This is a genomic window from Natronomonas gomsonensis (genome assembly GCF_024300825.1).
In the GTDB taxonomy this organism is placed as follows: Archaea; Halobacteriota; Halobacteria; order Halobacteriales; family Haloarculaceae; genus Natronomonas; species Natronomonas gomsonensis.
Genome location: NZ_CP101323.1, coordinates 1,556,004 through 1,580,042 on the forward strand (window position 1 = coordinate 1,556,004; position 24,039 = coordinate 1,580,042).

The window sequence follows — 24,039 nt, forward strand, 5'->3', positions numbered from 1 at the left end:
GGACACATGAGTCGCTACTTCGCGTCCGCAGTCGACATCGCCGAGGGCGTCAACTCGGGGGAGTACGACCCCGTCGAAATCGTCGACCGCTTCGTGGACCGAATCGAGGAGCGCAACGACGTGACCAACGCCTACGTGAACGTCCTCGCCGATGATGCCCGCGAGCGTGCCCGCGAGGTGCGCGAACGAGTCGAAGCCGGCGAGGACCTCCCGCTTGCCGGCGTCCCGCTGGCGATGAAGGACCTCTCGGAGACGAAAGCCGGCGTGCCGAACACGAAGGGACTGAAACCGCTGGAAAGCCACGTCGCCGAGGAGACGAGCGTCACTATCCGGCGGCTGGAGGAAGCCGGCGCCGTCGTCGTCGGGACGACGAACACGCCCGAACTCGGCCACACCGTCCGGACGGACAACATGCTACAGGGGCCGACGGGGACGCCGTTCGACCCCGAACGCAACGCCGGCGGCTCTTCGGGTGGGTCCGCAGCGGCGCTGGCCGACGGCCTCTGTGCGCTGGCGACCGGCTCGGACGTGGGCGGCTCGCTCCGAAATCCAGCGTCCTGCTGCGGTGTCGTCTCGGTAAAGCCGAGTCACGGCCTCGTCCCGCGCGGCAATCGGACGAACGGCTACCGCGGCCACACCCCAGTCGGCGTGTTGGGACCGATGGCCCGCGACGTCGAAAGCCTCGCCGTGATGCTCGACGTGATGGCCGGACAGGACCGCATCGACCCCTTCAGCGTCCCGACGCCCGACGACTACCGCGGGGCCGTCGAGGCGGCACCCGATGCGTCGGAACTCTCCATCGCCTACTCGCCGGACCTCGATATCTTCGCGGTCGACCCCCGCGTCGAGGAGGCAATCGAGTCGACGCTTTCGGACTTCGAATCGGCCGGGGGAACCGTCGAGGAGGTACCCCTCGATACGCCATCGAAGGGCGACCTCACCCACGCCTACAGCGTCGCCGTGACGACGTTCTTCGCCACCTCGGTCGCCGAAATCGACGAATCGCTGGGGATGGACCTCCTCGGCGACCACGCCGACGAGGTGCCCGTCGAACTCCAGACACTCGTCTCGATGGGCGAAAGCAACGACATCTCCGAGTACACTACGGTCGATTTTCCCCGAACCGACCTGTATCACGCCGTCGAGGGCGCCCTAGAGGAATACGACGCCCTCGTCTGTCCGACGCTTGCGACGCCGCCGCTGACCCACGGCGAACCGATGCCGACAGAAATCGGCGGCGAGTCCACGAGCGGCATGCCCACCGACTGGACGATGGCGTGGCCGTTCAACATGACCGGCCACCCGGTCGTGAACGTCCCCGCAGACACCACGGAGGGACTCCCCGTCGGTATGCAGGTGGTCGGCGAACCCTACTCGGAGGCACGGCTCCTCGGCGTCGCTGCGGCCCTCGAAGAAGCGAGTCCGTGGAGTTATCCGGGCGTCTGAGTCGAGTCAGTCGTCCGCGGCGGCCGCGTCCCCGCCGTCGGCGTCAGCGGCGGCGTCCTCGATGCTCGGCGGATACTTCCCGCGGTCGAGTTTCAAATCCGACAGCGGCCGTGCCATACACGTCAGCGCGTACTCCTCGGCTTCCTCGTCGGTGAGGCCGCGGGCGGCCGGTTGGGTGACCTCACCCGCCTCGATTTTGGCCGAACACGCCAGACACATCCCGACACGGCAGGAGTACTCCTGTGCGATGCCTTCGTCGATGCACCGCTTCAGGATGGTCTCCTTGTCGGAGACGGTAATCTCTTCGCCCGTCCCGACGAACTCGACGGTGTAATCGGTCATGCCCGCCCGTAGGGCGAAGTTCGTGAAAACTCTTTACCAAGACGGGCCGCCCGTGGCCGTCAGCCACACCGGCCGTCGGACGGCCGACGCTCCAACCGCTCGCCCGAATCGAGATAGCCAACTAACTCCGAGACAGCAATCGGTTCGTATCCGAGGAGTTCGACGGAGACGTTCACGCGCCGGGACGTCGGGTCGACGAAGGGGTACGTTTCGGGGCGGATGTCGTGGTGGTGGCCGTGGACGACCCACCCCTCGTGGTCGGCCGGGGCCGCCTCGGGGTCGTGAACGCAGTAGAAGCGATGGCCGCCGGTCTCGAACTCGACGGCCGACTGTGTGGTGACGGCGTAGCCGCGGCGGACGCCCGAATCGTGGTCGCCGGCGACGAACGTGATGTCGCCGTTCAGGCGGCCGAGCCACCGACGGACCGTCGTCGGTTCCGACGGTTCCGCGAAGTCGCCGACGAATAGCACCTCGTCGTCCGACTCAACGACGCGGTTCCAGTTCTCCACGAGCGTCCGGTTCATCTCGGCGACGGAGGCGAAGGGGCGGCCGGTGTAGGACAGCACCTCCTCGTCGTCGAAGTGCGTGTCCGAGAGGAGAAATCGGGTCACAGCTCTCGTTGTCGGCCCTTCGGCATCTGCGAGCGCAGTTCGTCGTACAGGTACAGGCCGACGCCGATGGGTTCGACGCCTCCCGCGATGTCGTGGGCGGCGATGAGATACCCCCAGTCGCCGTCCCACTCGGGGTCGGTGTCCTCCCCGCGAAGGAAGGCTCGGGCGTCGTCTGCGTCGAGAACGACGACGTTCTTCGTCGCCTCGCGTCCGAACCGCTGGACGGCATCGGTCGTCGGCTTCCAGTGTTCCTGTCGCGTCCGCAGGAACGTCATTCCGAGACCCTCCACGTCCGCCGGCGATTCGAGGTCCGAAGCGAACGCCCACACCTTCCCGGCGCCCTTCTCCCAGAAGGTGTAGTTCTCGAACGTCTCGGGGTCGAGGCCGAACCGGTCGACCCACCACTCGACGACCTCCTTGCGGGTCGCCCGACCCTCGTCGTCGCGTTCGGCAGCGGTCGCCGGCAGGCGGTTGAACACCTGTCCGTCGTTCTTCCGAGAACTGTCGTTCTCGCTGGTCATGCCCCCACCTCCAGTTTCGCACAGAAGAACCCGCCCGTGTCGTTGTGATGTGGGTAGATGCGCTTCGCTCTCGTCATCGATTCGTCGTAGGTGTCGCCGTCCCACTCGGTGATACCCGGGGTGTGTTCGAGTTCGAGGTCGTACTCGAGGAGTCGGCAGTCGTACTCATCGAGGGCGTACTGGAGGACGGCCTCGTTCTCCTCGGGGGCGAACGTACACGTCGAGTAGACGACGGTGCCGCCCTCGCGGGTGACTTCCAGCGACCGGCCGAGGATGGCCTTCTGGACGCCCGCGATGCCCTCGATGTGGTCCAACGACCAGTCGTCGACGGCGTCGGGGTTCTTCCGGACGGTCCCCTCACACGAGCAGGGCACGTCGACGAGCGTCCGGTCGAACGGTTCGCCGGAGAACGGTTTCAGCGAGAAGTTCCGGGCGTCGGCTCTGGTGACGACGAGATTCGAGACGCCACAGCGCTCGGCGTTCGACCGCAGCGCCGACAACCGTCCGAGGTTGTTGTCGTTGGCGACGAGCAGGCCACGGTCGTCCATCAGCGCCGCGAGTTGGGTCGTCTTGCTCCCCGGCGCCGCACAGCAATCGAGGACGCGCTCGCCCGGTTGGGGGTCGACCGCAAGCGCCGGCACCGCCGACACCTCCTCTTGGCCGTACACCCAGCCGTGGACGAACGGCCACGTGTTTCCCGGTTTCACGTCGTCTGCGAGTCGAAAGAGACCGTCGTGCCAGCCGACGCTCTCGTAACCGATGCCCGCTTCATCGAACGCTTGACGGACGCGGTCGGGCGTCGCCTTGATGTCATTGACGCGGACGACCGACGGCAGCGGTCGCTCGCAGGCCGCGTGAAACGCCGCCGAATCGTCGACGAGCGAGTCGTATCTGGCGAGCGGGTCCATATCCGCCGTGGGACGCCCGCGGGTTTGTCGGTGTCGGTTCCGGGCCACCGGAGCGCTTCCGGCGGCCAGTATTAAGACGCGGCCGGCCGTTCGCTACGGTATGGCACACGTTCAGGTCGAAGCCGAAGACATCGAGTTGGATTCGCCAACGCTGGTCGAGGGGCTTCCGGGGGCCGGCCTCGTCGGGAAAATCGCCGCCGACCACCTCGTCGAGGAGTTCGAGATGACCTACTACGGCGCCCTTCACTGTGATGGATTGCCGAAGGTCGCCGTCTACCGCGGCGAGAGTTCCGACGTCCGTCCGCCCGTCCGACTGTACGCCGACGAGGAACGTGACCTCGTCGTCCTCCAGAGCGACGTGCCCGTCTCGCCGACCCAATCCTCGGATTTCGCCGGGTGTGTTACGGGCTGGATAGACGAACACGACGTACTCCCGCTGTATCTCAGCGGCCTCGGCGAGGAGAAAGACGGCGTCCCCGAGATGTACGGCGTCGCCACCGGTGGCGCGGACGACGTACTCGACGCGGAGGGCATCGTCCCACCACGAGAGAACGGCCTCGTCAGCGGGCCGACCGGCGCGTTGCTCCACCGGGCCGGCGAAGCCGGCATCGATGCGGTCGGCCTCATCGTCCAGACGGAACCGCAGTTCCCCGACCCCGAATCCGCCCGCGTCCTCCTGGAACACGGCATCGGTCCAATCGCCGACATCGAGGTCGAAACCGACGCCTTACTGGAGCGCGCCGACGAGATACAGGAGGCCCGCAAACAACTCGCCGAACGACTGCAGGAGGCCGACCGCGACGAGAGCACGCAAGCCCAGTCGATTCGCGGGTTCCAGTAGCGGAACCGCGCCAGAACTATTAGGCCGGTCGTATGACAACAAACAACAATGTCATCGACACGAAACGACGTGTCGGCCGACCGGCCGCCCGCACCCTCCGTCGACGCCGTGAACCGACTGCGCCGTCGAATCGATGCCGTCCGGATACGCGAACACCTCCGGCGGACCGAGGCGGCGCTCCGAGACGCCGAACACGACCATCTCACGAACACCCAGCGCCGCCGTCGACAGCGACATCTCGACCGACTGGCAGCGTACCGCCGCCGCGGCGAGTTCCCGACGAACCGAACCGAGGCCGAACGAACGCCGCTGTTCGTCGGCTTCGACGGAACGCCCTGTGCCGTGGCGCACCTCCTGCTCGAAGCCGGCCGTGAGGACCTCGTCGAGTCGGTGCAGGCGGCCGACCCGACGGTCCGAATCGAGGACCTCCCCGACGGGCATCCGGTCGTCGAGTGGGTCGAAGCGAACGGCCTGACGAAAGCCGAGGCCGCCCGCATCCAACCCACGTATCCCGAAGGCGTCCAGTTCGCGACGACCTGCGGCCCGGTGCCCTGCTGGCTCGCGGGCGCTTTCGTCACGCTCGTCGGGGCGGCCGTCTTCGCCGCCTCCGAGTACGTCGGCTACCGGTTCGCAAGCGAGGCCTTCCCCGACAACGCGCTCAAGCGACGGGGCGTCCTCGGCTACGTGACGGTGTTGAACCTCTTTCTGGCACCGCTTCTCGCGTTGGTGCTGTTCGCGCTGTTCCCATGACGGGGCCGCGAAAGCGGCTGCTGGCGTACGCTGCAGCCCTGACGTTCGCGGTCGGCATCGTCGGTGGGGTCGTCGCAGCGATGACGGTGTTCGTGCCAATCGAGCCATCGCTCTCGGGTATCGGTGCACGAGTCGGCTCGGCTGTCGTAAAATCGCTCGTTCTCGCGCTTGCAGTCCTCTACGCTGCTATTCCGATTGGGGTTGCTATCGTCCGAACGAAAGAGGACGGACAGCGTCTCTATCACGGAATCATCGCAACCGTCGCGATACTCGGCCCACTGGTGGCGTTTATTGCGGTGCTGTACACCCTCGACTACATGAACATTGGTGTTGGAAGTCTGTTCATTCTCGGTATCCTCTATGCGCTCGTCGCGTTCTTCGTCGGCACCGGCGCCACAGCCTACTGGGTGCTCTCGAATCGCGACACGATACGACCGGCGTGGCCGGTCGCCCTCAACCTCGCTCTCGTGGTTCTCTTCGCAGTCGGCTTCGTCGGAGGGTCACCAATCGCCACCGATTTCGCCGACGAGGAAACGGAACGGTACAGCACGACCGGTCCGAATTTGCTCGTCCAATTCGAGACACAGACCACGGAAGGGAACGAAACGATGCTCAACATCACCCACGGTGGTGGAGATTCGGTCAAGGCAGAACACCTCTACATCCGTGGGAAAGGATTCGCTGCCGCCGAGAGCGCCAACCAAACGGCACCCGGACCGTGGCTTGGAGAGCGAAGTGACAACGGTGTCGTAGGGTTCGGCGACTCTACCTACGTAGGTATCAACGACGATTGTCGGATTCGGCTCGTGTATTCCCGAGACGAGGTGGCTACGACGCTCGGAATCCACGACTGCACCGAGTCCTGACGACCGATACGAAAACCTATCCGGCAGGCCGAACGACTTCGGATATGCCGCCGATTCACGACAGCCAGCGGGTCGCGATTATCGCCGACTCCCAGAACCTCTATCACACTGCCCACAGCCTCTACTCCCGAAATATCGACTACACCGAACTGCTTGAGGCCGCCGTCGAGGACCGAGAACTCGTCCGTGCCATCGCCTACGTCATCCGCGCCGATTCGCCGAGCGAAGAGGAGTTCTTCGAGGCGCTGCGGGACATCGGCTTCGAGACGAAAATCAAGGACATCAAGACCTTCGCCGACGGGTCGAAGAAGGCCAACTGGGATTTGGGGATGTGTCTCGACTCGGTGACGCTCGCGCCGAAAGTCGACGTGGTCGTGCTGTGTAGCGGCGACGGCGACTTCGCGCGACTGTGTACCCACCTGCGCCATGAGGGCGTCCGCACCGAGGTGTTCGGCTTCGGCTCCTCGACGGCCGAAGAGCTTCGGGATGCCGCCGACTCCTTCGTCGACATGAGCGAAGACGAAGAGCGGTTCCTCCTCTAACGGGTCGAGAGAACAGCAAAACAGCGAGCCGTGCGGCGTTAGATAGCGTCGATTACAGTTTGCCGGCCTTCTGCAGCTTCATCAGGTCCTCGGTGTCGAGGGTTTCGCCTTCCTTGAACTTCTGGTAGATTTCCTCGGCTTCCTCCTTTGCGGCCTCGCGCTTCTCTTCGCGCTCGCCCTTGCGCTCCTGTTCTTCTTCCTTGTCGAGTTCGCGCAGGCGCTTCTGGACGCGGACGAAGTCCTCGTGGTGGCGGTCGGCCGCCTCCTGGGCGTCGACGAACTTCTCGTGCCACTCGTCGGCCTCGTCGCGGATGTCGTCGGCCTCCCGATAGGCCTCAATCATCTGGTTGTGGTGTTCCTGGGCCTTGTCGGCGAGCTCGGTCACCTTCTGGTGGTGGTTGGAGGCTTCCGCGCGGACCTCCTGGGCTTCCTCTTTGAGCTCTTCGAGTTCGCCGTCCTGGTTCAGTTTCCCTTTCCGGTCGGCGAGTTTCTCGCGTTTCTCCTCGATTTTCTCGATGAGTTCGCGCTCGTCTTCCGTCGAGAGCACTTCGGTCTGCTGTTTGAACTCCAGCTCTTCGATTTCCTCTTTGAGCTGGTCGACGCTCTTGCCCTCGGAGAGTTCGAGGTCGTCTTTGAGGTCGTCGACCTTGTCGAAGAGCTCGTTGGCCTTGGCGTTGAGCTCGTTTCGCTTCTCTTTGTGCTCTTGGACCTGCTCGTTGAGCTCGTCGCGCTTCTCGCGGTGCTGTTGGGCCTCGTCGACCTTCTCGCGAGTTTTCGCGTTGAGTTCGTCGCGCTTGGAAGCGCGCTCGGAGGCCATCTGATTGAGCTCGTTTCGCCGGTCGCGAAGCTGGCCGGCGCGTTTGATGAGTTGACCTTTAGAATCGTTTTCGAGGTCGTCGTCTGTCAGTTCTACGTTCTGGGATTCGTCGATTGACTCTACCATGGTTATCGTTCTACTCCATTACCGCTCCGGGTGCGGACAGCTAACGCTCGGAGAGCCGCTGTCGCCGTACAAGGAATCGTACCTATCATTCTGGTCGGCTGACGATGCTGCCGAACGCCGGATGCGTTCTGGTGTCTGTTACTACTGTGTTTCGCTATTTAAAAATTTCGGAGGTCGAGACACGTGAAAACGGCTACCACACGCCTGAAGGTGCCGCGTTAGCTGTTCGCACACGTTTCGGAGAGTATATAAACAGGGCACGAGCGCCCAACGAGCGAACGGACGCCCTGAAGTACCGGCCTCGTTTTCTCAAGAGTATGGAACAACGCGTGCACGCGAGCGGCCACGAGCACGTCAGCGCCGAACACACGAGTACGTTCGAGTTGACGAGCGACGACTGGCTCACACCCGCGGGTGATTGCATCCTCGGTATCGAAGCCGACACCGTTCCCGCCGACTTCGACGATGCGTTCGTCGAGGCCTGCCGGTCCCACGACGCGACCATCACGGTCACCCTCCGGGCCGAGGACCACGAGCAGGTCATCGAGGGACGGGGCCACCCCGACCTCACCTTCGAGAACGACCGCAGCATGGTCGGCCGAACCAGCGACTACGTCGACGACCGGACCATCGTCGTCGGATGCGACGCCGCCGCGGCGGACCTCGACCGGGACTTCGTCGAGGCGCTCGCCTCGGGCGCCAACCTCGAATGCGTCCTCACGGTCGACGCCTGAACCGCAGACCGATTCGCCGCCTCGGCTAGGGTTTTGGGGGTCGACGGCCTACGTGGTCACATGGACGACGAACCCGCCGAGAACATCTCCGGAGGCGAATCCGGCGGCGGTACGATATCGGAGTTCGACCCTACGGCGGCCGACACTCGCGCCGAAGGCATCGTCGACCGACTCGGCGAATTGTACTGGCAGAAGACCTACGGCGGACAGGACGCCTTCGAGTGTCTCGTCCGCACCGTATTGAGCCAAAACACCTCCGACAAGGCGAGTCAACCGGCACACGACGCGCTGATGGAACGGTACGGCCGCGACAACCCCGGCGACCTCGCGGTGGCCCTCGCCGACGCCGCCCAAGACGAACTCGCCGAGACAATCTCCTCTGCGGGACTGTACAACCAGAAATCGGAGACGCTCATCCGACTCGCCGAGCGCGTCATCGCCGAGTACGGCGGGGCTGCGGGCTTCGACGGGTTCGTCAAGGACGAAGCACCCACAGAAGTCCGTGGCGCCCTACTCGATTTGAAAGGCGTCGGGCCGAAAACCGCCGACTGCGTGTTGCTGTTCTCGGGGGGGCGCGGGGGTGTTTTTCCGGTCGATACCCACGTCCACCGCATCGCCCGCCGGATGGGACTGGCTCCGGCCGATGCCGACCACGAGGAAGTTCGCGAATACCTCGAACGGGACGTTCCGGCCGGGAAATGTGGGTTCGGTCACACCGCGATGATTCAGTTCGGTCGGGAGTACTGCTCGGCGCGCAAGCCGGCGTGCTTGGAGGACCCCGACGCCTGCCCGCTGGCCGACGACTGTGACCAACTCGGGGTTTACCCGGAGACGGGCGAGGTAATCGACCCGAGTGAAGCCCCCGAGCGGTGAGTTACGCTGGCGACGAACAGAGCGATTCACCCTCGTGCCACTCGTGGTCGATATCCTCCATCAACAGCGCGTGGTCGAACGCGACGGCGTCCGTCGACATGGTATCGAAATAACTCGACGCGACGTTGCTCACCGAAAGTGGCGTGACATCCCACTCGAGGGTCTGAAGGTCGAGTCGTTCGTACTCCGCACCACTCCTGTCCGGCGAGTAGCCGACAGACCCGGCCTCGAAAAACCTCGAAGCCGCCGCCACGGAGTCGAACACCGAACCCTCGGGCAGGGTATCGGTCCGCCGGCCGTCCACCCGCACGTGGGTTTCGCCATCATCGCTTTGCATCTCGACTGCGTACCTGCCGTCTCCTTCCACGACATCGAACGTGGCGTGGTGGTGGACGCCCGGGAACGCCCGTCCACCGAGGAGAGTCACAATCCGGGAGTTCGTATCCCGCCGTGGGACGAACACGGCGCGTTCGCCCTCGTTGCCGTCGACCTCGACCGCGATGCGGTGGGCGGCGTTCTCCGAGCCCGCGCCGACGAACCGCGGACCCCACCTCGGACGTAAATCCCGGAGGCGGATGAGACAGATGCCGCCGATGGCGTAGCCCTCGACGGTGTGGGGACTGAATCGGTCGGGAAGCACCGCATCCAACGCTGCGGGGTTGACCCGGTAGTTGACGAGGATGCGGCGGTCGATAACCCCCCTGAGCGTGGGCAGCATACCCCGAAAATCGGCCGGACCCGACAAAACGGTGGGTGTCGGTTCATCGCCCGAGCCGACTGCCGTGGCGCTTTTAGCCCCCGGAGTCGCAGTTCCCCTGTGCTCACGAAGGACCTCCTGCGGGTCTCCCGTGCTGGCGGCGGCTACCACCCGCAGTTCACCGACGCCGACGACGAGGCGCTCGCCGCGCGCGTCCTCGGTTCCTACCAGGGCCATGTCGGCGAGCGACGCGAGACGCTGGAGGCCGCCCTCACCGACCTCGAAGGAGAGGCGTCGGATTTCAAACTCGTCAGGGGGTTCGCCAAACTGCTCGAACGCGAGGCGACCTTCGAAACGCGGGCGCCGCTGAACCCGATTCGCGCCCGAACGACCGCCTTCGAGGCCGCCGAGTCAGTCGGCGTCGTCACCGAGGCCGAACGCGAGACGGCGTTGGAGCGGGCCGCAGAGCGTCTCGACACCACACCGGAGGACATCGAGGCGTCGCTGTTCGCCGACCGGGAGACGGAGGAAGTCCTCGTTGCCGTCGAATCGGACTACGACCCCGAGAGCCTCCGAGACCAGTACGACCTCTCCCTTGCACAGACCGCGCTGTTCGACGCCATTGAGGTCCGCGTCCGCTCGTCGGACCCGAAGGCGCTCGTCTCGGCGGTCAAACGGCTCCGCCTGATGTACGAGATTCGCCGCACCGACGACGGACGCGAAGTGGTCGTCACCGGCCCCGACGCGCTGTTCAAGCGCTCCCGTCGCTACGGGACGCGCTTTGCCCGCCTGCTGCGGACGGTCGCCAAAGCCGAGGAGTGGCACCTCGACGCCACCATCGACGACCGCGGCACCGAACGCCGCCTGACCCTCGGCGACGGCGACGTGACGGTACCGGGAACCGACCCCGTCGCCGAACCGACCTTCGACAGCGGCGTCGAATCGGATTTTTACGCCAGATTCGACGCGCTGGACCTCGATTGGGACCTCGTTCGGGAACCCGAACCGCTGGCCGCCGGCGAGCACGTCGCCATCCCCGATTTCACCTTCGAGTGGAAACACGGCGATTTCAGGGTGTTCTTCGAGATAATGGGCTTCTGGACGCCCGAGTACGTCGAAAAGAAGCTCTCGCAGTTCGCCGCCCTCGAAGACGTGGCGTTTCTGGTCGCCTACGACGAGTCACTCGGCGTCGGCGAGGCCATCGAAGCGGAGGGCCACCGCGCGATACCGTACTCGAAGACGGTTCGACTGAAAGACGTTCGTGACGCGCTTCGGCCCTACGAAGAGGAGTTGCGCGCCGAAAGCGCCGAATCGGTTCCCGACGAGTTGGGTCCCGACTCCGACGTGACGACCATCGCCGCCCTCGCCGACTGCCACGGCGTCCCCGAATCGGCCATCGAGGAAGCGACGTTCCCGGAACACGAACGCGTCGGGCGCACGCTCGTCCGGCCGGCGGTGCTGGAGACGCTGGCCGACCGCATCGAGGCAGGGATGGACCTCGCCACCGTCGAAGACTTGCTGTCGGAGCACGACATCAACGATGCGAGTGCGGTGCTGTCCCGACTCGGCTATCGCGTGGAGTGGGAGGGCCTCGGCGGCGGCACGGTTCGAGAGAAGTGAGCGGTGATGGTCAACCGTGACTGTTGGCAAGAGTTTTGCCGCCCGGGTGTTGAGAGGCGGACATGACCACCTTCGAGTACGACGTCGTCATCGTCGGGGCCGGAACCGCCGGCTGTTACGCCGGCGCGACGCTTTCGGATGCGGGCTACGACGTCGTCATCGTCGAACGGAAGGACGCCGAGGAGGCGGGCCACATCGCCTGCGGCGACGCGCTGAAGGGCGCCGACAACTTCCCCGAGTCCATTCCGAAATCCGACATCGCCGACGCCTTCACCAACACCGAGGTCGACCACGGTCAGTTCGAGATTCCACAGGAGGACGCCGTCCTCGACATTCCCGTTCCGGGCGAGCTCGCCGTCATCGACCGCTGGGAGTACGGCCGACTCGTCATCGACGGCGCCGAACGCGCCGGCGTCGAGTTCCACTACGACACCGTCGTCCAAGACGTGATGCAGGACGACGACGGCCGCGTCCGCGGCGTCAAAGCCAAACACAAAGGCGACCCCCGAACCTACGAGGCGACGATTACCCTCGACGGCGCCGGCGCACTGTCGCTGCTACAGGACAAGGCCGATTTCGAGGACGCCACCTTCGACACCAACGTCCGCTACTCGCAGTTCGCCTCCGCCTACCGGGAGGTCATCGAGGTCGACGAACCCGTCGAGTGGTCCGACGCCCTCGTGTTCAAACCGACCAAGCGCTCGGCGGGGTATCTCTGGTACTTCCCGCGAACCCCCACCGAAATCAACGTCGGCCTGGGCTTCCAGATGAACGAGGAGCCGATGAAGCTCGTCAAGGACCTCCGGGAGGACATCAGCCAGCGACCCGAATTGAAAAACGCCACCGTCAAGGACAAACTCGGCGCCGCACTCCCGACTCGTCGACCGTACGACTCGGCGGTCGCACCCGGATACATGGCCATCGGCGACTCGGCGGCCCACGTCAACCCCATTAGCGGCGGCGGCATCGCCGGCGCTGCCTACGCCGGCCAGTACGCCGGCGAGCAGGCCATCCAGGCCATCGAGGAAGGCGACGTGAGCGAGTCGAGTCTCTGGCGGTACAACGAGCGTGTGATGGACCACTACGGCGGCCGGTACGCCGCCCTCGACATTTACAACATCTTCTCGACGGCCTATGACCTCGACGACCTCTTGGCGCTTCTGGCCGCGATGCCCGCCGAAAAACTCTCGGATGCGCTGTATTCGGGGTCGGCGAACGTCAGCCTCAAACTCAAACTGCAGGTGCTGTACAAGTCCATCGGCCACTGGGGGACGCTGAAGAACCTCTACGACACGAAGAACCTCGCCGACCGCCTGCTCGACCACTACGAAACCTACCCCTCCAGCCCCGACGGCTTCGAGTCCTGGCGTCGCGAGCGCGACCACATCATGGACGACATCTACGCGGAGACGGGCGCGGAACCGAAGTACTGAGCGCCGGTTTCGAGTCGTTTAATCCGCGAGAACACGAACCGAGTCAGTATGGCCGAGGAGACGCTGTACGAGCGACTCGGAGGACACGATGGAATCCGCGCCGTCGTCGACGATTTCTACGACCGATTGCAGGCAGACGACGAACTCGGACCGTTCTTCGAGGACGCCGACATGGAGAGACTCCGGAAGACACAGACGGACTTCCTCTGTGAAGCGGCAGGCGGTCCGGAAACGTACGATGCGGCACCCGTGCGTGAGGCACACCTCCACGTGCCGTTCACGTCGGCCCACATCCAGCGCGCAGTCGACCTCCTGTCCGAATCGCTCGAGGAGTTCGACGTGCCGGAGGACGACGCCGAGAAAGTCATCGGGGCGATAGCCGCATACGAAGAGGACCTCCTGGCGTCGCCGGACGGCGAGTGAGACGCGTTCGGGGGTGTATTCGGACAGCGGTCCCAATGGCGCGTACAATGAAGGCCCTTCAGTCCGTTTTTAGGGTATGTCGAACACCGGAACGCAGCCGGCGGTTCCCGACTCGGTGCGGTCCGATAGCCGGTGGAAACGCACCGAGGAGACGGCGGAGACGGTGTTCAGTCTCCCGAACGTCGAGGTGACTGGCCACACCGTCGTCTACGAGGACGCCGACCTCCGGGAACGCATCGTCGCCGCGGGCGGTCCCGACCGCATCTGGCGGTTCGTCTTCGCCACGCAACTCGAGTTCTCTCCGTCGCTACCGTTCGGAACCACCTCGCTCGTGAAACCGCGCATCGTCACCGAGTCCAAACGGGAGTTCGCCGAGGAACTCCGCGAGCGCGGCTTCGAAGCCGTCGAGGTCGGCGACACCGAGAGCGTCCGCACCGACAACCGAAAGCGGGCACGGCTCACCCGCTATCGGGCGCAACTCACCCTCGACGGTGAGACACTGCCGGTCGCAGGGCGGGTCGCCGCGTGGTACGACGGGGCGTTCTACGTCGCCGGCGGCGCCTATCCGACCGACGGTCTCGACCGGTGGGTCAACGACGCCGAGACGGAGCGTTACGAAAAGGAACTGCTCGATATCATTCGAGCTGTGGGGTAAAGCGGGCGAAACAGAGATACCCCGTGTGGCCGACGCCCGCAGTCGATGGCCGAGAGCCGCGGTCGTCGAAGTCCATCCGTCGCTGGATGGTTTCGAGCGTCTCGATTTCCGAAAGACCCGCTTCGCGGGCGGCCTCGACGCAGCCGCGGGCGGACTCGACGAAGGGAGTGTAGGCGGCGACGAACCCACCGGGAGCGAGCAGCTCCGGGGCGCGCTCGACGACCGCGGGCGCATCGCCCGTATCGAGCGTCAGCAAATCGAAGGACCCCTCGATGTCGTCGAGGTCCTCCAGCAGGTCGCCGGACCGGACCTCGACGGTGTCGGTGACGCCCGCGAGGTCCATGTTCTCGCGAGCCACCTCGGCGAACTCCGGGTCGCGTTCGTAAGTCGTCACATCGACACCAAGTCTGCCGAGATAGGCGGCGAGAACGCCGGTTCCGGTACCGGCGTCGAGCGTGCGGTCGCCCGAAGCGACGCCGGTGTGGCCGACGACCAAGCCGATGTCGCGTGGCATCATCGGCGCGCCGGTGCGTTCGAGGTGGTCGAAGAGGTCCGGACCGCGGAGTCGTCGGACCTCGAAGGCCTCCCCGAGATGCGTCTCGAGGGTCGTCCCGGTGGTTACGTCCTCGGGGACTTCGAGAATACCGAGGTCGGACTCCATCGTCTCGCCGGGGCGAACGAGGAACTCCCGGTTGCCACGAACGACGAGAACGCGTCGCTCGCTCACTCTACTTCGAGCTTCTGGACGGCCGCCGCGAGGTCGCCGGTCTCCTCGAGGACTTCACGGGCGCGCTCCTCGGAGACACCGGCCCGGCGAGCGACGATTTCGACGTCCTCGTCGGAGAACTCGCTGCTGCCGGTGTCGTCGCTCTCGGATTCCGACTCACCCTCGATGGCCTCGGTGCCCTCGCCGCGTGGCCGCGTGTCGGGGTCGCCGACGATTTGATACGTTTGCTGGCCCTGGGCGTCCATCCGCTGGACCTCGGCGTCGTGGAAGACGAGTTCCTCGTCGGCCGTGCGGATGATGACCTCCTCGGCGTCGATGTCGGTGAGGTCGATACCCATCTGGCTCATCATCTGTTCCATCTTGCGCGGATTCATGCCGCCGCCTCCTCCAAACATACCCGAAGTGAGGGCGCGACGGGGCAAAAAGCCTGATGTTACGCCGTGGGCGAACTCACGCCTCGATGCCGTCGCGGACTTTCACCGCCATGCCCGTCTCGAAATCGAGCATGGCGTCGGCCGAGAGTTCGGCTCGACCGACCGCCAAGAGGTCGCCGTCGTAGTGTTCGACCAACACCTCGTCGCCCGGACGGACGGCGGGGTCGACCTCCCGGACGAACTTCGCGAAGACGTTCTTCTCCTCGCGGACGAACGGTTCGCTGTCGTCGCCGACGACGACCCGGTAGGCCGGCGCATCGAGGGCGGCCTGCAACCGCCGTCCGCCGGCCGCGCCGAGCGTGAACCGGCCGTCGACGCCGTAGGAGAGTATCCGGTCGTCGTCGGCGAGAATCTGCTGTGGCCGGCCGGAACTGGTTCGCTGGACGGTGATGTCGCCGTCGAACAGCGCGGCGCCGGCGCCCGCCCCGAACTGGTAGTCCGCGACGGTCCGCAACGAATCGAGACTGCTACCCATACCATCGCTGGGTGCCGCACCCGCAAAACCCCTGTGAGTCGGTCATCGACGACGGAACCCCCCCGCTCAGGACAATCGGTGAGTTTTAACTGCCGGGTTCACATACCGACAGGTATGGCAACCAACACGGGCAGGCTCGTCGTCGGCGCCGCGCTCCTCGTCGTCTGCAGTATCGTCGTCCTCGTCGCAGGGTTCCTCGACACGCCGATTCCGTACGCCCCGGGCGTCGCCGCAGTCGCCACGCTGGGAATGGTCGTCGGAACCCTTCTCGTCGGACTCTCCGAGAAGGACGCCGCCGTCTGAACCGTCGATACCCTTCTCACCCACACTTAACAGTCAGACGGCCCTCACTCCGGGCATGAACGGATTCGAGAGGCTCGGACGGGTCGTCATCGGACTCTTCGTCGCCGCCGTCGCCGCCGTCGCCGCGTGGTTGCTGTTCGTCGCAACACCCGCGGATACGGCCGAACTGATTGGTGTGTTGCTCGTCGTCGCGACCGTCGCCGCTGGACTCCGCGTCGGAAGCAACATCGCTGCTAACGTGTTTCCGGCGTACAACGTCGCGGAGGTAGCCGTCGAGGGACCGATTACCCGTGACGGCGGCGGTGGGTTCCCCCCATCAACTCCAGGCACTCCCGGCGCGGACAAAATCGTCGACCTCATCGAGAACGCTGACACAGACGACAACGCGGAAGCGTTGTTGTTGCGGTTGAACACGCCCGGCGGCGCCGTCGTCCCGAGCGACGATATCCGGCTGGCGGCGAAACGTTTCGACGGCCCGACCGTCGCCTACACGACCGACGTGTGTGCCAGCGGCGGCTACTGGATTGCCTCCGGCTGTGACGAGTTGTGGGCCCGCGACGGCAGCGTCGTCGGCTCCATCGGCGTCCGTGGGTCGCGGATGACCGCCGCCGACCTCTTGGAGAAGGCTGGCCTCGAATACGAACAGCTCACTGCCGGGGAGTTCAAAGAGGCTGGCGTCCCCTTCGATGACCTCGAACCGGAGGAACGGGAGTACCTGCAGGGCATCATCGACGACTACTACGACCAGTTCGTCGAGACGGTCGCCGAGGGCAGAGGGATGGACGAAACCGAGATTCGCGACACCGAAGCGAAGGTCTTTCTCGGAAGCGAGGCCCACGAGATGGGGCTGGTCGACTCCATCGGCACCCGCAAAGACGTAGAGGAGCGCCTCGAAGACCTCCTCGACGAGGAGGTGTCGACGACGGAACTGGAGCCACGACTCGGCGTCGCCGAACGGCTCCGCGGCGGTGCCGAATCCGTCGCCTACGCCGTCGGCGCCGGTATCGCCAGTCAGTTCACCGACGCCAGCGGCGAGTTCCGGTTTCGGGTATAACGCCGCCGGGATAGTTGAGCATCCGCGAGGCGCGAAGCGCCGAGCGGTTCGCCGGCGGCGAAGCCGCCGGTAGCGACGAAGTGACCACCGCGCGCCCTCGGCGCGCGACGGGAACGAGTCGCTATTTTTCATCGAAGTTTTTGCCGGTCGCCGCAGGCGACCGTGCAAAAAGTTCGTCCTGAAAGCTTTTGTCCGCCCACTGGCAACGGACCACCGTGAGCACGCTGGTCGTGTGCGTCGACCGCGACGGGACCCTCGGGCCGAACGGCCCAATCGTTGGCTGGGAGGCCGTCCAAGCGCTCGTCACCGACGTGGGCATCGACGACCCCGAGGATAGCCGTGTCAACTGCCTGTTGGAGACGCTCAGCGTCGCCCGGGACCTCCGCGACGAGGGCGAAGACCCCCTCGTCGCCGTCATTTCCGGCGGTGGCGGCGACGGCATCAACGGCGACCGCGCCGTCGCCCGCGGTATCGACACTCTCGTCGCGGACAACGACATCGAGGCCGCAATCGTCGTCACGGATTCAGCCAGCGACGAGCGACTCGTCCCCATCATCGAGAGTCGCGTCCAAGTCGATGCGGTCGACCGCGTAGTCGTCCGACAGTCCCACGACATCCAATCGACGTACTACCTCCTGAAGCAGTTCCTCGGCGACGAGGAGTTACGCGGAACGGTGTTGGTCCCCATCGGCGCCGCATTGCTCGCGTTTCCGGTGTTGCTGCTGTTGGCCGACGACGTGGCCATCGCGCTGTCGGCCATCGCCGCAGTCATCGGGACGTTCCTTCTGTACAAGGGTCTCGGCATCGACGACTTCGTGGCGACGCTTCCTCGGCGGGTTCGGGACGCCTTCTACTCCGGACAGGTGTCGCTCGTCACCTACGTCGTCGGAACCGGGTTGGCGTTCGTCGGCATCTTCGCCGGCGGCATCAGCGCGACGAACATGACCGTGACGAGCGAACTGCTGGTCGGCTTGCGGTTCATTTTCGACAGCGTTCCGTGGTTCGCGGCGGCGGCACTGGCGGCCGCGACCGGCCGCCTCATCGACGAGTTGCTGGCCGAAGAGGGTGTCTCCGCGGCGCTGATGAACCTCCCGTTCGGCGTCGTTGCCGTCGGTTTGGTCGTCCGTGGCTTCACGGGGTATTTCCTCGAACGCGCCGACGTGCTCGGCCCCTTCAACGTGCCGGCGACCGAACTCGGTCCCGTGAGTATCGAGGGGTTCGTTCTCGGAATCTGGGGGCGACTCGCGCTGTACGTCGCCGCCGGCATCCTCGCGAGTTTCCTCGGGGTCGCCTTCGCCTCGCGGATGAGCGAGGGTGATTCGCCGCTCGAAGAGGTCCCCGAGTAGCGGAACCGACGCCCATTTAGCCGCCGCTCGGTTACTCCGGGTATGAATCCGTGGGTGAGCCTCTTTTCGGGCGGGAAGGACTCCTCGTGGGCGCTGTATCGAGCGCTCGAACGCGGTTTGCCGGTCGAGCGACTGGTGACGGTCCACCCCGAGGGCGACTCCTTCATGTACCACGTTCCCGCGACCGAGTTGGCGTCGCTGGCCGCCGAGAGCATCGGTATTCCGCTCGTCGACGTTCGCCCCGAGGACTTCGAGGCAGGTGCCGACCCGACCGAAGACAGCGGCGAGCGCGGCGACCGGGAGTTGGAACCGCTGGAGGCGGCGCTGGCCGAGTTGGCCGACGACCTCGGCGGCATCGACGGCGTCACCGCGGGCGCCGTCGAAAGTAGTTATCAGACCGACCGCATCGAGGCGATGTGTGAGCGCCTCGATGCCGAGTTGTTCGCCCCGCTGTGGCAGGAAGAGCCCCGCGAGTTGGCCGACGCGATGTTGGACGCCGGCTTCGAAATCAAAATCGTCCGCGTGGCGGCGTACGGACTCGACGAGTCGTGGCTCGGACGGACGCTGGATGCCGATGCCCTCGCCGACCTCGAAGCGCTCAACGACGAGTACGGCGTCCACATCCTCGGGGAGGGCGGAGAGTTCGAGACGCTCGTCACCGACGGCCCCCACATGGAGCGTCCCATCGAGTTGGCATACGAGACGTCCTTCGACGGTTCGCGTGGCTCCCTGCGGGTTACCGATGCGTGGCTCGGCGAGTAGCGGGTCGCTTCGGTCGGCCCGTTCGTCGTAACAAAAGACACTTGTCCGCGGCATCTGTCGTCATCGGACAATGAAAGCCGTCGTTCTCGCTGGCGGGTACGCGACGCGTCTGTGGCCCATCACGAAACACCGTCCGAAGATGTTCCTCCCGGTGGGTGAATCCACCGTTATCGACCGGATTTTCGAAGCGCTGGAAGGCGACGACCGAATCGAAGAGGTGTACGTCTCGACGAACGAGCGCTTCGCCGAGGAGTTCGAACGCTACATCGCCGAGAGCGACTTCGAGAAGCCGACGCTCTCCGTCGAGGACACCACCGAGGAATCGGAGAAGTTCGGTGTCGTCGGCGCACTCGGGCAGTTGGTCGACCGCGAGGGCATCGACGACGACTTGGTCGTCGTCGCCGGCGACAACCTCATCGGTTTCGACCTCACCGACTTCGTCGACTACTTCGAGGAGAAAGGAACGGCCGCCCTCGCCGCCTACGACGTCGGCGACCGCGAGAAGGCCAAATCGTACGGCCTCGTCGAGTTGGACGGCGAGCGAATCGTCGACTTCCAGGAGAAACCCGACGAGCCGAAGAGCACGCTCGTCTCCATCGCCTGTTATGCCTTCCCCGCGGAGTCGCTGCGGTTCGAGGAGTACCTCGAAGGCGGCAACAACCCCGACGAACCGGGATGGTTCCTGCAGTGGCTACAATCGAGGGAGGCGGTCCACGCCTTCGTCTTCGAGGAGCCGTGGTTCGACATCGGCACGCCGGAGTCGTATCTGGAGGCAATCGCGTGGTCGCTGGACGGCGACAGCGTCATCGCCGAATCGGCGACCGTCGAGAACTCCACTATCGGCGAGAACGTCCACGTCATGCCGGGGGCGAAAATCGTCGACTCGACGCTGGACCGCTCGGTCGTCTTCGGCGACGCAACCGTCTCGGACTGTGAAATCCACGAGACCATCATCGACGAAGGCACGCACATCGAGAACGTCGACCTCGCGGGCGCGCTCATCGGCGCCCACACCCGACTCACGAACGGTTCCGGGGAGTAAGTTTTAGCCTTCGGGACCCAGAGTAGCGGTATGCAGGGTGCAGAGCAGACCACCCGGCAGCGCATCGCCGAGTTCCTCCGAACCGACAGCGCCGAAGCGGGCGCGCTGGCGAACGAATTCGAAATTACCACCGCCGCGGCGTTGTCACACGTCGAACACATCGCGCGGTCGCTCGACGACACCGACGAGCAGTTGCTCGCAGCGCCGCCGGAGTGTCGCGACTGTGGCTTCTCGTCGTTCGACGACCTGACGAACCGCCCCTCGCGGTGTCCGGAGTGCAAAAGCGAGAACGTGACCGAACCGGCGTTTACGATACAGTAGCGGGCGGACGACTCGCTGTTAGTGCTGGAAAGCGCGTTGACCAGTGAACGCCATCGCGATGTCGTGTTCGTCGGCGGCGGCGATGACGTCCTCGTCGTTAACCGAACCACCGGGCTGGATGACCGCCTCGATGCCGGCGTCGGCGGCCTCTTCGATGCCGTCGGGGAACGGGAAGAAGGCGTCGGAGGCCATCACGGCGCCCTCTGCGTCCTTGCCTTCGGCGTGTTCCTCTGCCTTCATCGCGGCGAGTCGGACGGCGTCGACCCGGGAGACCTGCCCCATCCCGACGCCGACCGTCTCGGTGCCTTTCGCAAAGAGGATGGCGTTGGACTTGACGTGTTTGATGGTTCGCCACGCAAACAGCATCGTCTCGATTTGCTCGTCGGTCGGTTCGCGCTCTGTGACGATTTCGAGGTCGTCGGCCGAGGGCGCCTGAAAGTCCCGCTCTTGGACGAGGCGACCGCCGACGAGGTGCTGTTCGGTGAGCCGTTCGCTTCGCTCGGAGAGGTCACCCACCTCGAGGATTCGGAGGTTGTCCTTCTCGAAGAGGACATCCAGCGCCGCCTCCGTGTACGCCGGCGCGACGACGACTTCCTTGAAGGAGTCGGTGATTGCCTCGGCGGTGGCGGCGTCGCACTCGCGGTTCAGCGCGACGATGCCGCCGAAGGCGCTCATCGGGTCCGTCGACAGCGCCCGCTCGTAGGCGTCGGCGAGCGTTCCGGCGGTCGCACAGCCAGCCGGATTGGTGTGTTTGATGACCGCCGCCGCTGGCTCGTCGAACTCCTTGATGAGGTCCAAGGCGCCGTCGGCGTCGTTGTAGTTGTTGTACGACAGCGCCTTCGCGCCCTCGTTCAGTTGGTCGGCGTCGACGACGCTGGCCTCCTCGCAGGCGCCGTCGACGTACACCGCGGCGTCCTGATGGGGGTTCTCGCCGTAGCGGAGTTCCCGACCCCGGTCGTCGGAGACGACCCGGCGGGCGGGGAACTGTCCGCCGTCGTCGCCGTCGACGGAGACTTCGCCGTCGTCGACTGTGACGCGGTCCTCAGCGAACCACTTGACAGCGCGCGGATAGGCGGCGAACTCCGCGTCGTTGAGGACGCGCGCCTTCAACTCGGCGGCGTCGTCGCCGTCGTAGACGGGAACCGGTTCTTGCGTGACGATGGGGCCGCCGTCGACGGTTTCGTCGACGACGTGGACGGTACATCCGGTGACGGAGACGCCGGCGTCGAGTACCTGCTCGTGGGCGTCCATCCCCGGGAACGACGGAAGGAGCGAGGGGTGGACGTTGAGGGTGGTCGGCGCAGAATCGAGGAACTCGTCGGTGAGGATGCGCATGTAGCCGTCGAGACAGACCAAATCCACGTCGTACCCCTCCAAGCGCTGGAGGACGCGACGTTCGTGTTCCTCGCGCGTCTCGTCGTCGGATTTGGGGACGACTTCCGTCGGGATGCCGCGTTCGGCGGCGCCCTCGATGACGGGGGCGCCCTCCTCGTTCGTGAGGACGACCGAGAACTCGGCACCGCCCGGTTCGGTGTCCGCGATGTGAAGCAGGTTTCGGCCGCGGTTCGAGGCCATACCGGCTATTTTCATGGTTGAAACGGACTGCCGCGCGGGCAAAGTAGTTGCGGTTGCAGTTCCCTCGAATATACACATATGCGTATATAATGTCAACAGCAGCGGCTCCGACTGCCGTTGTTATACACATTCGTGCCCACAAAACTCAATTTAACGCGTTGAGTATGTGTTCGCTGTTCGACGAACAATGTTAACAGCACGCGGAGAGAGCGTCGTCCCATGTCGGAGGAAACGCGAATGGAGGACCTTCTCGAAGAACTGCGGGAGGCAAAACGGGCCGTCGCCGACGAGGGGCGGCCGGATGCCGTCGAGAGCCAGCACGCACAGGACAAACTCACTGCCCGCGAGCGCGTCGAGTACCTCTGTGAGGAGTTCGACGAAATCGGCCAACTCGCCGCCCCGGCGCCGACGACGCCCGAGACCGCCGACTGGGACCGGGAGGATGCCCCCGCCGACGGCGTCGTCGCTGGCGTCGGCGACATCGACGGCCGCCCCGTCGCCATCGCCGCCACCGACTTCACGGTTAAAGGTGGCTCCATCGGCCACACCGGCGGCGAGAAACTGAAGCGAGTCATGGAGTTGGCGCTCGAACGCGGCTTCCCCACCGTCCTCCTCCACGACGGCGGCGGCCACCGCATTCAGGAGGGACTGGACGCCCGCCCCACGGCACAGGGCGACGGCGGCATCTTTCGGTTGCAGACGAAACTCTCCGGGTGGGTTCCCATCGTCTCGTCGATGATGGGCCCCGGGTTCGCCGCCCCGACGAACTTCTCGGCGATGGCCGACTTCGTGCCGATGGTCGAAGGGTCGACGCTCGGCGTTGCCGGCCCCTCGCTGGTGAAAGCCGCCCTCGGCGTCGACCTCTCGAAGGAGGAGTTGGGCGGCGCTGGGTTCCAGACGGCCGAGACGGGCATGGCCGACCGAGCATACGAAGACGACGAGGCCTGTCTCGACGGTATTCGTGAGTTCCTCTCGTATCTACCGCGGAACGCTCGTCGCGACCCGCCGACTGCCGACGCGCGTCCGCCCTCCGAGACCGCCCGCGAACGCCTGTTGGATGTGATGCCCGCCGACCCGAAGAAGGGCTACGACATCTACGCCATCGTCGAGGGCGTCACCGACGAGGGGACGTTCTTCGAGACGAAACCGGAGTTCGCCCGCAACATCGTCACCGGGTTCGCCCGCATCGACGGCCGACCGGTCGGCGTCGTCGCCAACAACCCCCGGGTGATGGCCGGGACCATCGACGCCGACGCCTCCACCGCGGCCGCGCGGTTCGTCTCGCTGTGTGATGCTTTCGGCCTCCCCATCGTCGCCCTCGAAGACGTGCCCGGCATCCTCCCCGGGCCGGATTCCGAACGCGACGGTGTCGCCCGCGCGGCCGGCAAACTCCCCTTCGAACTCAATGGCGCGACGGTGCCGGTCGTCAATCTCGTTCTCCGGCGCGGTTACGGCTTCGGCCACGTCGCCATGGGCGGCGGCGAATCCGTCCAGAACGTCCTCACGGCCGTCTGGCCGACCGCGGAGGTCGCCGCGATGGGTATCGAGGGCGCCGTCGACGTCGTCCACGGACGGGAAATCGAGGCGGCCGACGACCCCGAGACCAAACGGCGGGAACTCGTCGAGTTCTACAAGGACCGCACCGACGCCATCCGGTCGGTCGAGGGCGTCGGGATGGACGCCGTCATCGAACCCACCGAAACCTACGGCTGGGTGAAACGCGCGTTGAATCGCTACGACGAACCCCGCGAAGAGGAGTGGCCGCCGAAGAAACACGCAATCAATCCGTGGTAGT

At 65.3% G+C, this 24,039-nt stretch carries 28 protein-coding genes; 18 read left to right on the forward strand and 10 right to left on the reverse strand.

The window, feature by feature from the left end; all coding sequences use genetic code 11:
* Positions 1-6: 6 nt before the first annotated feature.
* A complete protein-coding gene (locus NMP98_RS08505) occupies positions 7-1,446 on the forward strand; it encodes an amidase (protein WP_254861081.1) in 1,440 nt (479 codons plus the stop codon).
* A 6-nt stretch (positions 1,447-1,452) separates the two neighbouring features.
* Here NMP98_RS08505 and NMP98_RS08510 read toward each other — a convergent pair whose 3' ends face one another.
* From NMP98_RS08510 to NMP98_RS08525, 4 genes are read right to left on the reverse strand one after another with little or no spacing between them, the layout of a single operon-like run.
* Positions 1,453-1,788, reverse strand: a complete 336-nt coding sequence (locus tag NMP98_RS08510; protein ID WP_178916414.1) for a 2Fe-2S iron-sulfur cluster-binding protein — start codon at positions 1,786-1,788, stop codon at positions 1,453-1,455.
* 59 nt (positions 1,789-1,847) lie between these two features.
* Entirely contained in the window at positions 1,848-2,399 is a 552-nt protein-coding gene (locus NMP98_RS08515) for a metallophosphoesterase family protein (RefSeq protein WP_254861082.1), read from the reverse strand.
* Positions 2,396-2,920, reverse strand: a complete 525-nt coding sequence (locus tag NMP98_RS08520; RefSeq protein ID WP_254861083.1) for a DUF7122 family protein — start codon at positions 2,918-2,920, stop codon at positions 2,396-2,398. Before NMP98_RS08520 ends, NMP98_RS08515 begins: the two co-directional genes overlap by 4 nt.
* The gene (locus NMP98_RS08525) at positions 2,917-3,828 is read right to left on the reverse strand and encodes an RsmB/NOP family class I SAM-dependent RNA methyltransferase (protein ID WP_254861084.1); all 912 of its coding nucleotides are present in this window, start codon (positions 3,826-3,828) and stop codon (positions 2,917-2,919) included. The genes NMP98_RS08520 and NMP98_RS08525 overlap by 4 nt, the downstream gene beginning before the upstream one ends.
* A gap of 100 nt (positions 3,829-3,928) precedes the next feature.
* Here NMP98_RS08525 and NMP98_RS08530 point away from each other — a divergent pair, with 100 nt between their 5' ends.
* The 4 genes from NMP98_RS08530 to NMP98_RS08545 are packed head-to-tail and all read left to right on the forward strand — an operon-like array spanning position 3,929 to position 6,827.
* A complete protein-coding gene (locus NMP98_RS08530) occupies positions 3,929-4,669 on the forward strand; it encodes a proteasome assembly chaperone family protein (RefSeq protein ID WP_254861085.1) in 741 nt (246 codons plus the stop codon).
* Between the two features lie 48 nt (positions 4,670-4,717).
* Positions 4,718-5,419 carry a hypothetical protein gene (locus NMP98_RS08535; protein WP_254861086.1) on the forward strand — a complete coding sequence of 234 codons (702 nt, stop codon included), beginning with the start codon at positions 4,718-4,720 and terminating at the stop codon, positions 5,417-5,419.
* Complete coding sequence (locus NMP98_RS08540) at positions 5,416-6,285, forward strand: spermidine synthase family protein (RefSeq protein WP_254861087.1); 870 nt, start codon at positions 5,416-5,418, stop codon at positions 6,283-6,285. The genes NMP98_RS08535 and NMP98_RS08540 overlap by 4 nt, the downstream gene beginning before the upstream one ends.
* Positions 6,286-6,329: 44 nt before the next feature.
* Complete coding sequence (locus NMP98_RS08545; RefSeq protein ID WP_254861088.1) at positions 6,330-6,827, forward strand: LabA-like NYN domain-containing protein; 498 nt, start codon at positions 6,330-6,332, stop codon at positions 6,825-6,827.
* 52 nt (positions 6,828-6,879) lie between these two features.
* Here the strand turns inward: NMP98_RS08545 and NMP98_RS08550 are convergent, their stop codons facing one another.
* A complete protein-coding gene (locus tag NMP98_RS08550; protein WP_254861089.1) occupies positions 6,880-7,770 on the reverse strand; it encodes a coiled-coil protein in 891 nt (296 codons plus the stop codon).
* 317 nt (positions 7,771-8,087) lie between these two features.
* Between NMP98_RS08550 and NMP98_RS08555 the strand changes: the two genes are divergently transcribed.
* Both NMP98_RS08555 and NMP98_RS08560 read left to right on the forward strand, forming a co-directional pair.
* Positions 8,088-8,504, forward strand: coding sequence for a DUF371 domain-containing protein (locus NMP98_RS08555; protein WP_254861090.1), 417 nt, complete (start codon positions 8,088-8,090; stop codon positions 8,502-8,504).
* Between the two features lie 60 nt (positions 8,505-8,564).
* Complete coding sequence (locus NMP98_RS08560) at positions 8,565-9,377, forward strand: endonuclease III domain-containing protein (protein ID WP_254861091.1); 813 nt, start codon at positions 8,565-8,567, stop codon at positions 9,375-9,377.
* A 1-nt stretch (position 9,378) separates the two neighbouring features.
* Here NMP98_RS08560 and NMP98_RS08565 read toward each other — a convergent pair whose 3' ends face one another.
* A complete protein-coding gene (locus NMP98_RS08565) occupies positions 9,379-10,095 on the reverse strand; it encodes a DUF2071 domain-containing protein (protein WP_254861092.1) in 717 nt (238 codons plus the stop codon).
* A gap of 99 nt (positions 10,096-10,194) precedes the next feature.
* Here NMP98_RS08565 and NMP98_RS08570 point away from each other — a divergent pair, with 99 nt between their 5' ends.
* From NMP98_RS08570 to NMP98_RS08585, 4 genes are all read left to right on the forward strand, one after another.
* Positions 10,195-11,694: a DUF790 family protein gene (locus tag NMP98_RS08570; RefSeq protein ID WP_254861093.1), complete on the forward strand. Its 1,500-nt coding sequence runs from the start codon at positions 10,195-10,197 to the stop codon at positions 11,692-11,694.
* Positions 11,695-11,756: 62 nt separating this feature from the next.
* Positions 11,757-13,127: a geranylgeranyl reductase family protein gene (locus NMP98_RS08575; RefSeq protein WP_254861094.1), complete on the forward strand. Its 1,371-nt coding sequence runs from the start codon at positions 11,757-11,759 to the stop codon at positions 13,125-13,127.
* A 48-nt stretch (positions 13,128-13,175) separates the two neighbouring features.
* Positions 13,176-13,550 (forward strand): group I truncated hemoglobin, encoded by a 375-nt coding sequence (locus tag NMP98_RS08580; RefSeq protein WP_254861095.1) that lies wholly within the window; start codon positions 13,176-13,178, stop codon positions 13,548-13,550.
* Between the two features lie 76 nt (positions 13,551-13,626).
* Complete coding sequence (locus NMP98_RS08585) at positions 13,627-14,205, forward strand: DUF6517 family protein (RefSeq protein ID WP_254861096.1); 579 nt, start codon at positions 13,627-13,629, stop codon at positions 14,203-14,205.
* On the opposite strand, the gene NMP98_RS08590 is transcribed toward NMP98_RS08585, so the two are convergent.
* The 3 genes from NMP98_RS08590 to NMP98_RS08600 form a co-directional block, all read right to left on the reverse strand.
* On the reverse strand, positions 14,186-14,866 hold the full coding sequence (locus tag NMP98_RS08590) for a methyltransferase domain-containing protein (RefSeq protein ID WP_254861304.1): 681 nt from the start codon (positions 14,864-14,866) through the stop codon (positions 14,186-14,188). The two genes, NMP98_RS08585 and NMP98_RS08590, sit on opposite strands and share 20 nt — an antisense overlap.
* Before the next feature lie 62 nt (positions 14,867-14,928).
* Positions 14,929-15,327, reverse strand: coding sequence for a nascent polypeptide-associated complex protein (locus tag NMP98_RS08595; RefSeq protein WP_254861097.1), 399 nt, complete (start codon positions 15,325-15,327; stop codon positions 14,929-14,931).
* A gap of 55 nt (positions 15,328-15,382) precedes the next feature.
* On the reverse strand, positions 15,383-15,841 hold the full coding sequence (locus tag NMP98_RS08600) for a PUA domain-containing protein (protein WP_254861098.1): 459 nt from the start codon (positions 15,839-15,841) through the stop codon (positions 15,383-15,385).
* A 114-nt stretch (positions 15,842-15,955) separates the two neighbouring features.
* Here NMP98_RS08600 and NMP98_RS08605 point away from each other — a divergent pair, with 114 nt between their 5' ends.
* The 6 genes from NMP98_RS08605 to NMP98_RS08630 all read left to right on the forward strand — a co-directional run bounded on the left by NMP98_RS08605 (position 15,956) and on the right by NMP98_RS08630 (position 20,669).
* The gene (locus NMP98_RS08605) at positions 15,956-16,144 is read left to right on the forward strand and encodes a hypothetical protein (RefSeq protein WP_254861099.1); all 189 of its coding nucleotides are present in this window, start codon (positions 15,956-15,958) and stop codon (positions 16,142-16,144) included.
* A gap of 55 nt (positions 16,145-16,199) precedes the next feature.
* Entirely contained in the window at positions 16,200-17,198 is a 999-nt protein-coding gene (gene sppA / locus NMP98_RS08610) for a signal peptide peptidase SppA (RefSeq protein WP_254861100.1), read from the forward strand.
* Between the two features lie 215 nt (positions 17,199-17,413).
* The gene (locus NMP98_RS08615; RefSeq protein WP_254861101.1) at positions 17,414-18,544 is read left to right on the forward strand and encodes a DUF373 family protein; all 1,131 of its coding nucleotides are present in this window, start codon (positions 17,414-17,416) and stop codon (positions 18,542-18,544) included.
* A 42-nt stretch (positions 18,545-18,586) separates the two neighbouring features.
* On the forward strand, positions 18,587-19,306 hold the full coding sequence (locus tag NMP98_RS08620; protein WP_254861102.1) for a diphthine--ammonia ligase: 720 nt from the start codon (positions 18,587-18,589) through the stop codon (positions 19,304-19,306).
* Between the two features lie 70 nt (positions 19,307-19,376).
* Positions 19,377-20,348 carry a nucleotidyltransferase family protein gene (locus tag NMP98_RS08625; protein ID WP_254861103.1) on the forward strand — a complete coding sequence of 324 codons (972 nt, stop codon included), beginning with the start codon at positions 19,377-19,379 and terminating at the stop codon, positions 20,346-20,348.
* Between the two features lie 30 nt (positions 20,349-20,378).
* Positions 20,379-20,669 (forward strand): transcriptional regulator, encoded by a 291-nt coding sequence (locus tag NMP98_RS08630; RefSeq protein WP_254861104.1) that lies wholly within the window; start codon positions 20,379-20,381, stop codon positions 20,667-20,669.
* Between the two features lie 18 nt (positions 20,670-20,687).
* Here NMP98_RS08630 and purH read toward each other — a convergent pair whose 3' ends face one another.
* Positions 20,688-22,259 (reverse strand): bifunctional phosphoribosylaminoimidazolecarboxamide formyltransferase/IMP cyclohydrolase, encoded by a 1,572-nt coding sequence (purH, locus tag NMP98_RS08635; protein ID WP_254861105.1) that lies wholly within the window; start codon positions 22,257-22,259, stop codon positions 20,688-20,690.
* A gap of 204 nt (positions 22,260-22,463) precedes the next feature.
* On the opposite strand from purH, the gene NMP98_RS08640 reads away from it, so the two are divergent.
* A complete protein-coding gene (locus NMP98_RS08640) occupies positions 22,464-24,038 on the forward strand; it encodes an acyl-CoA carboxylase subunit beta (protein WP_254861106.1) in 1,575 nt (524 codons plus the stop codon).
* Position 24,039: the final 1 nt, after the last annotated feature.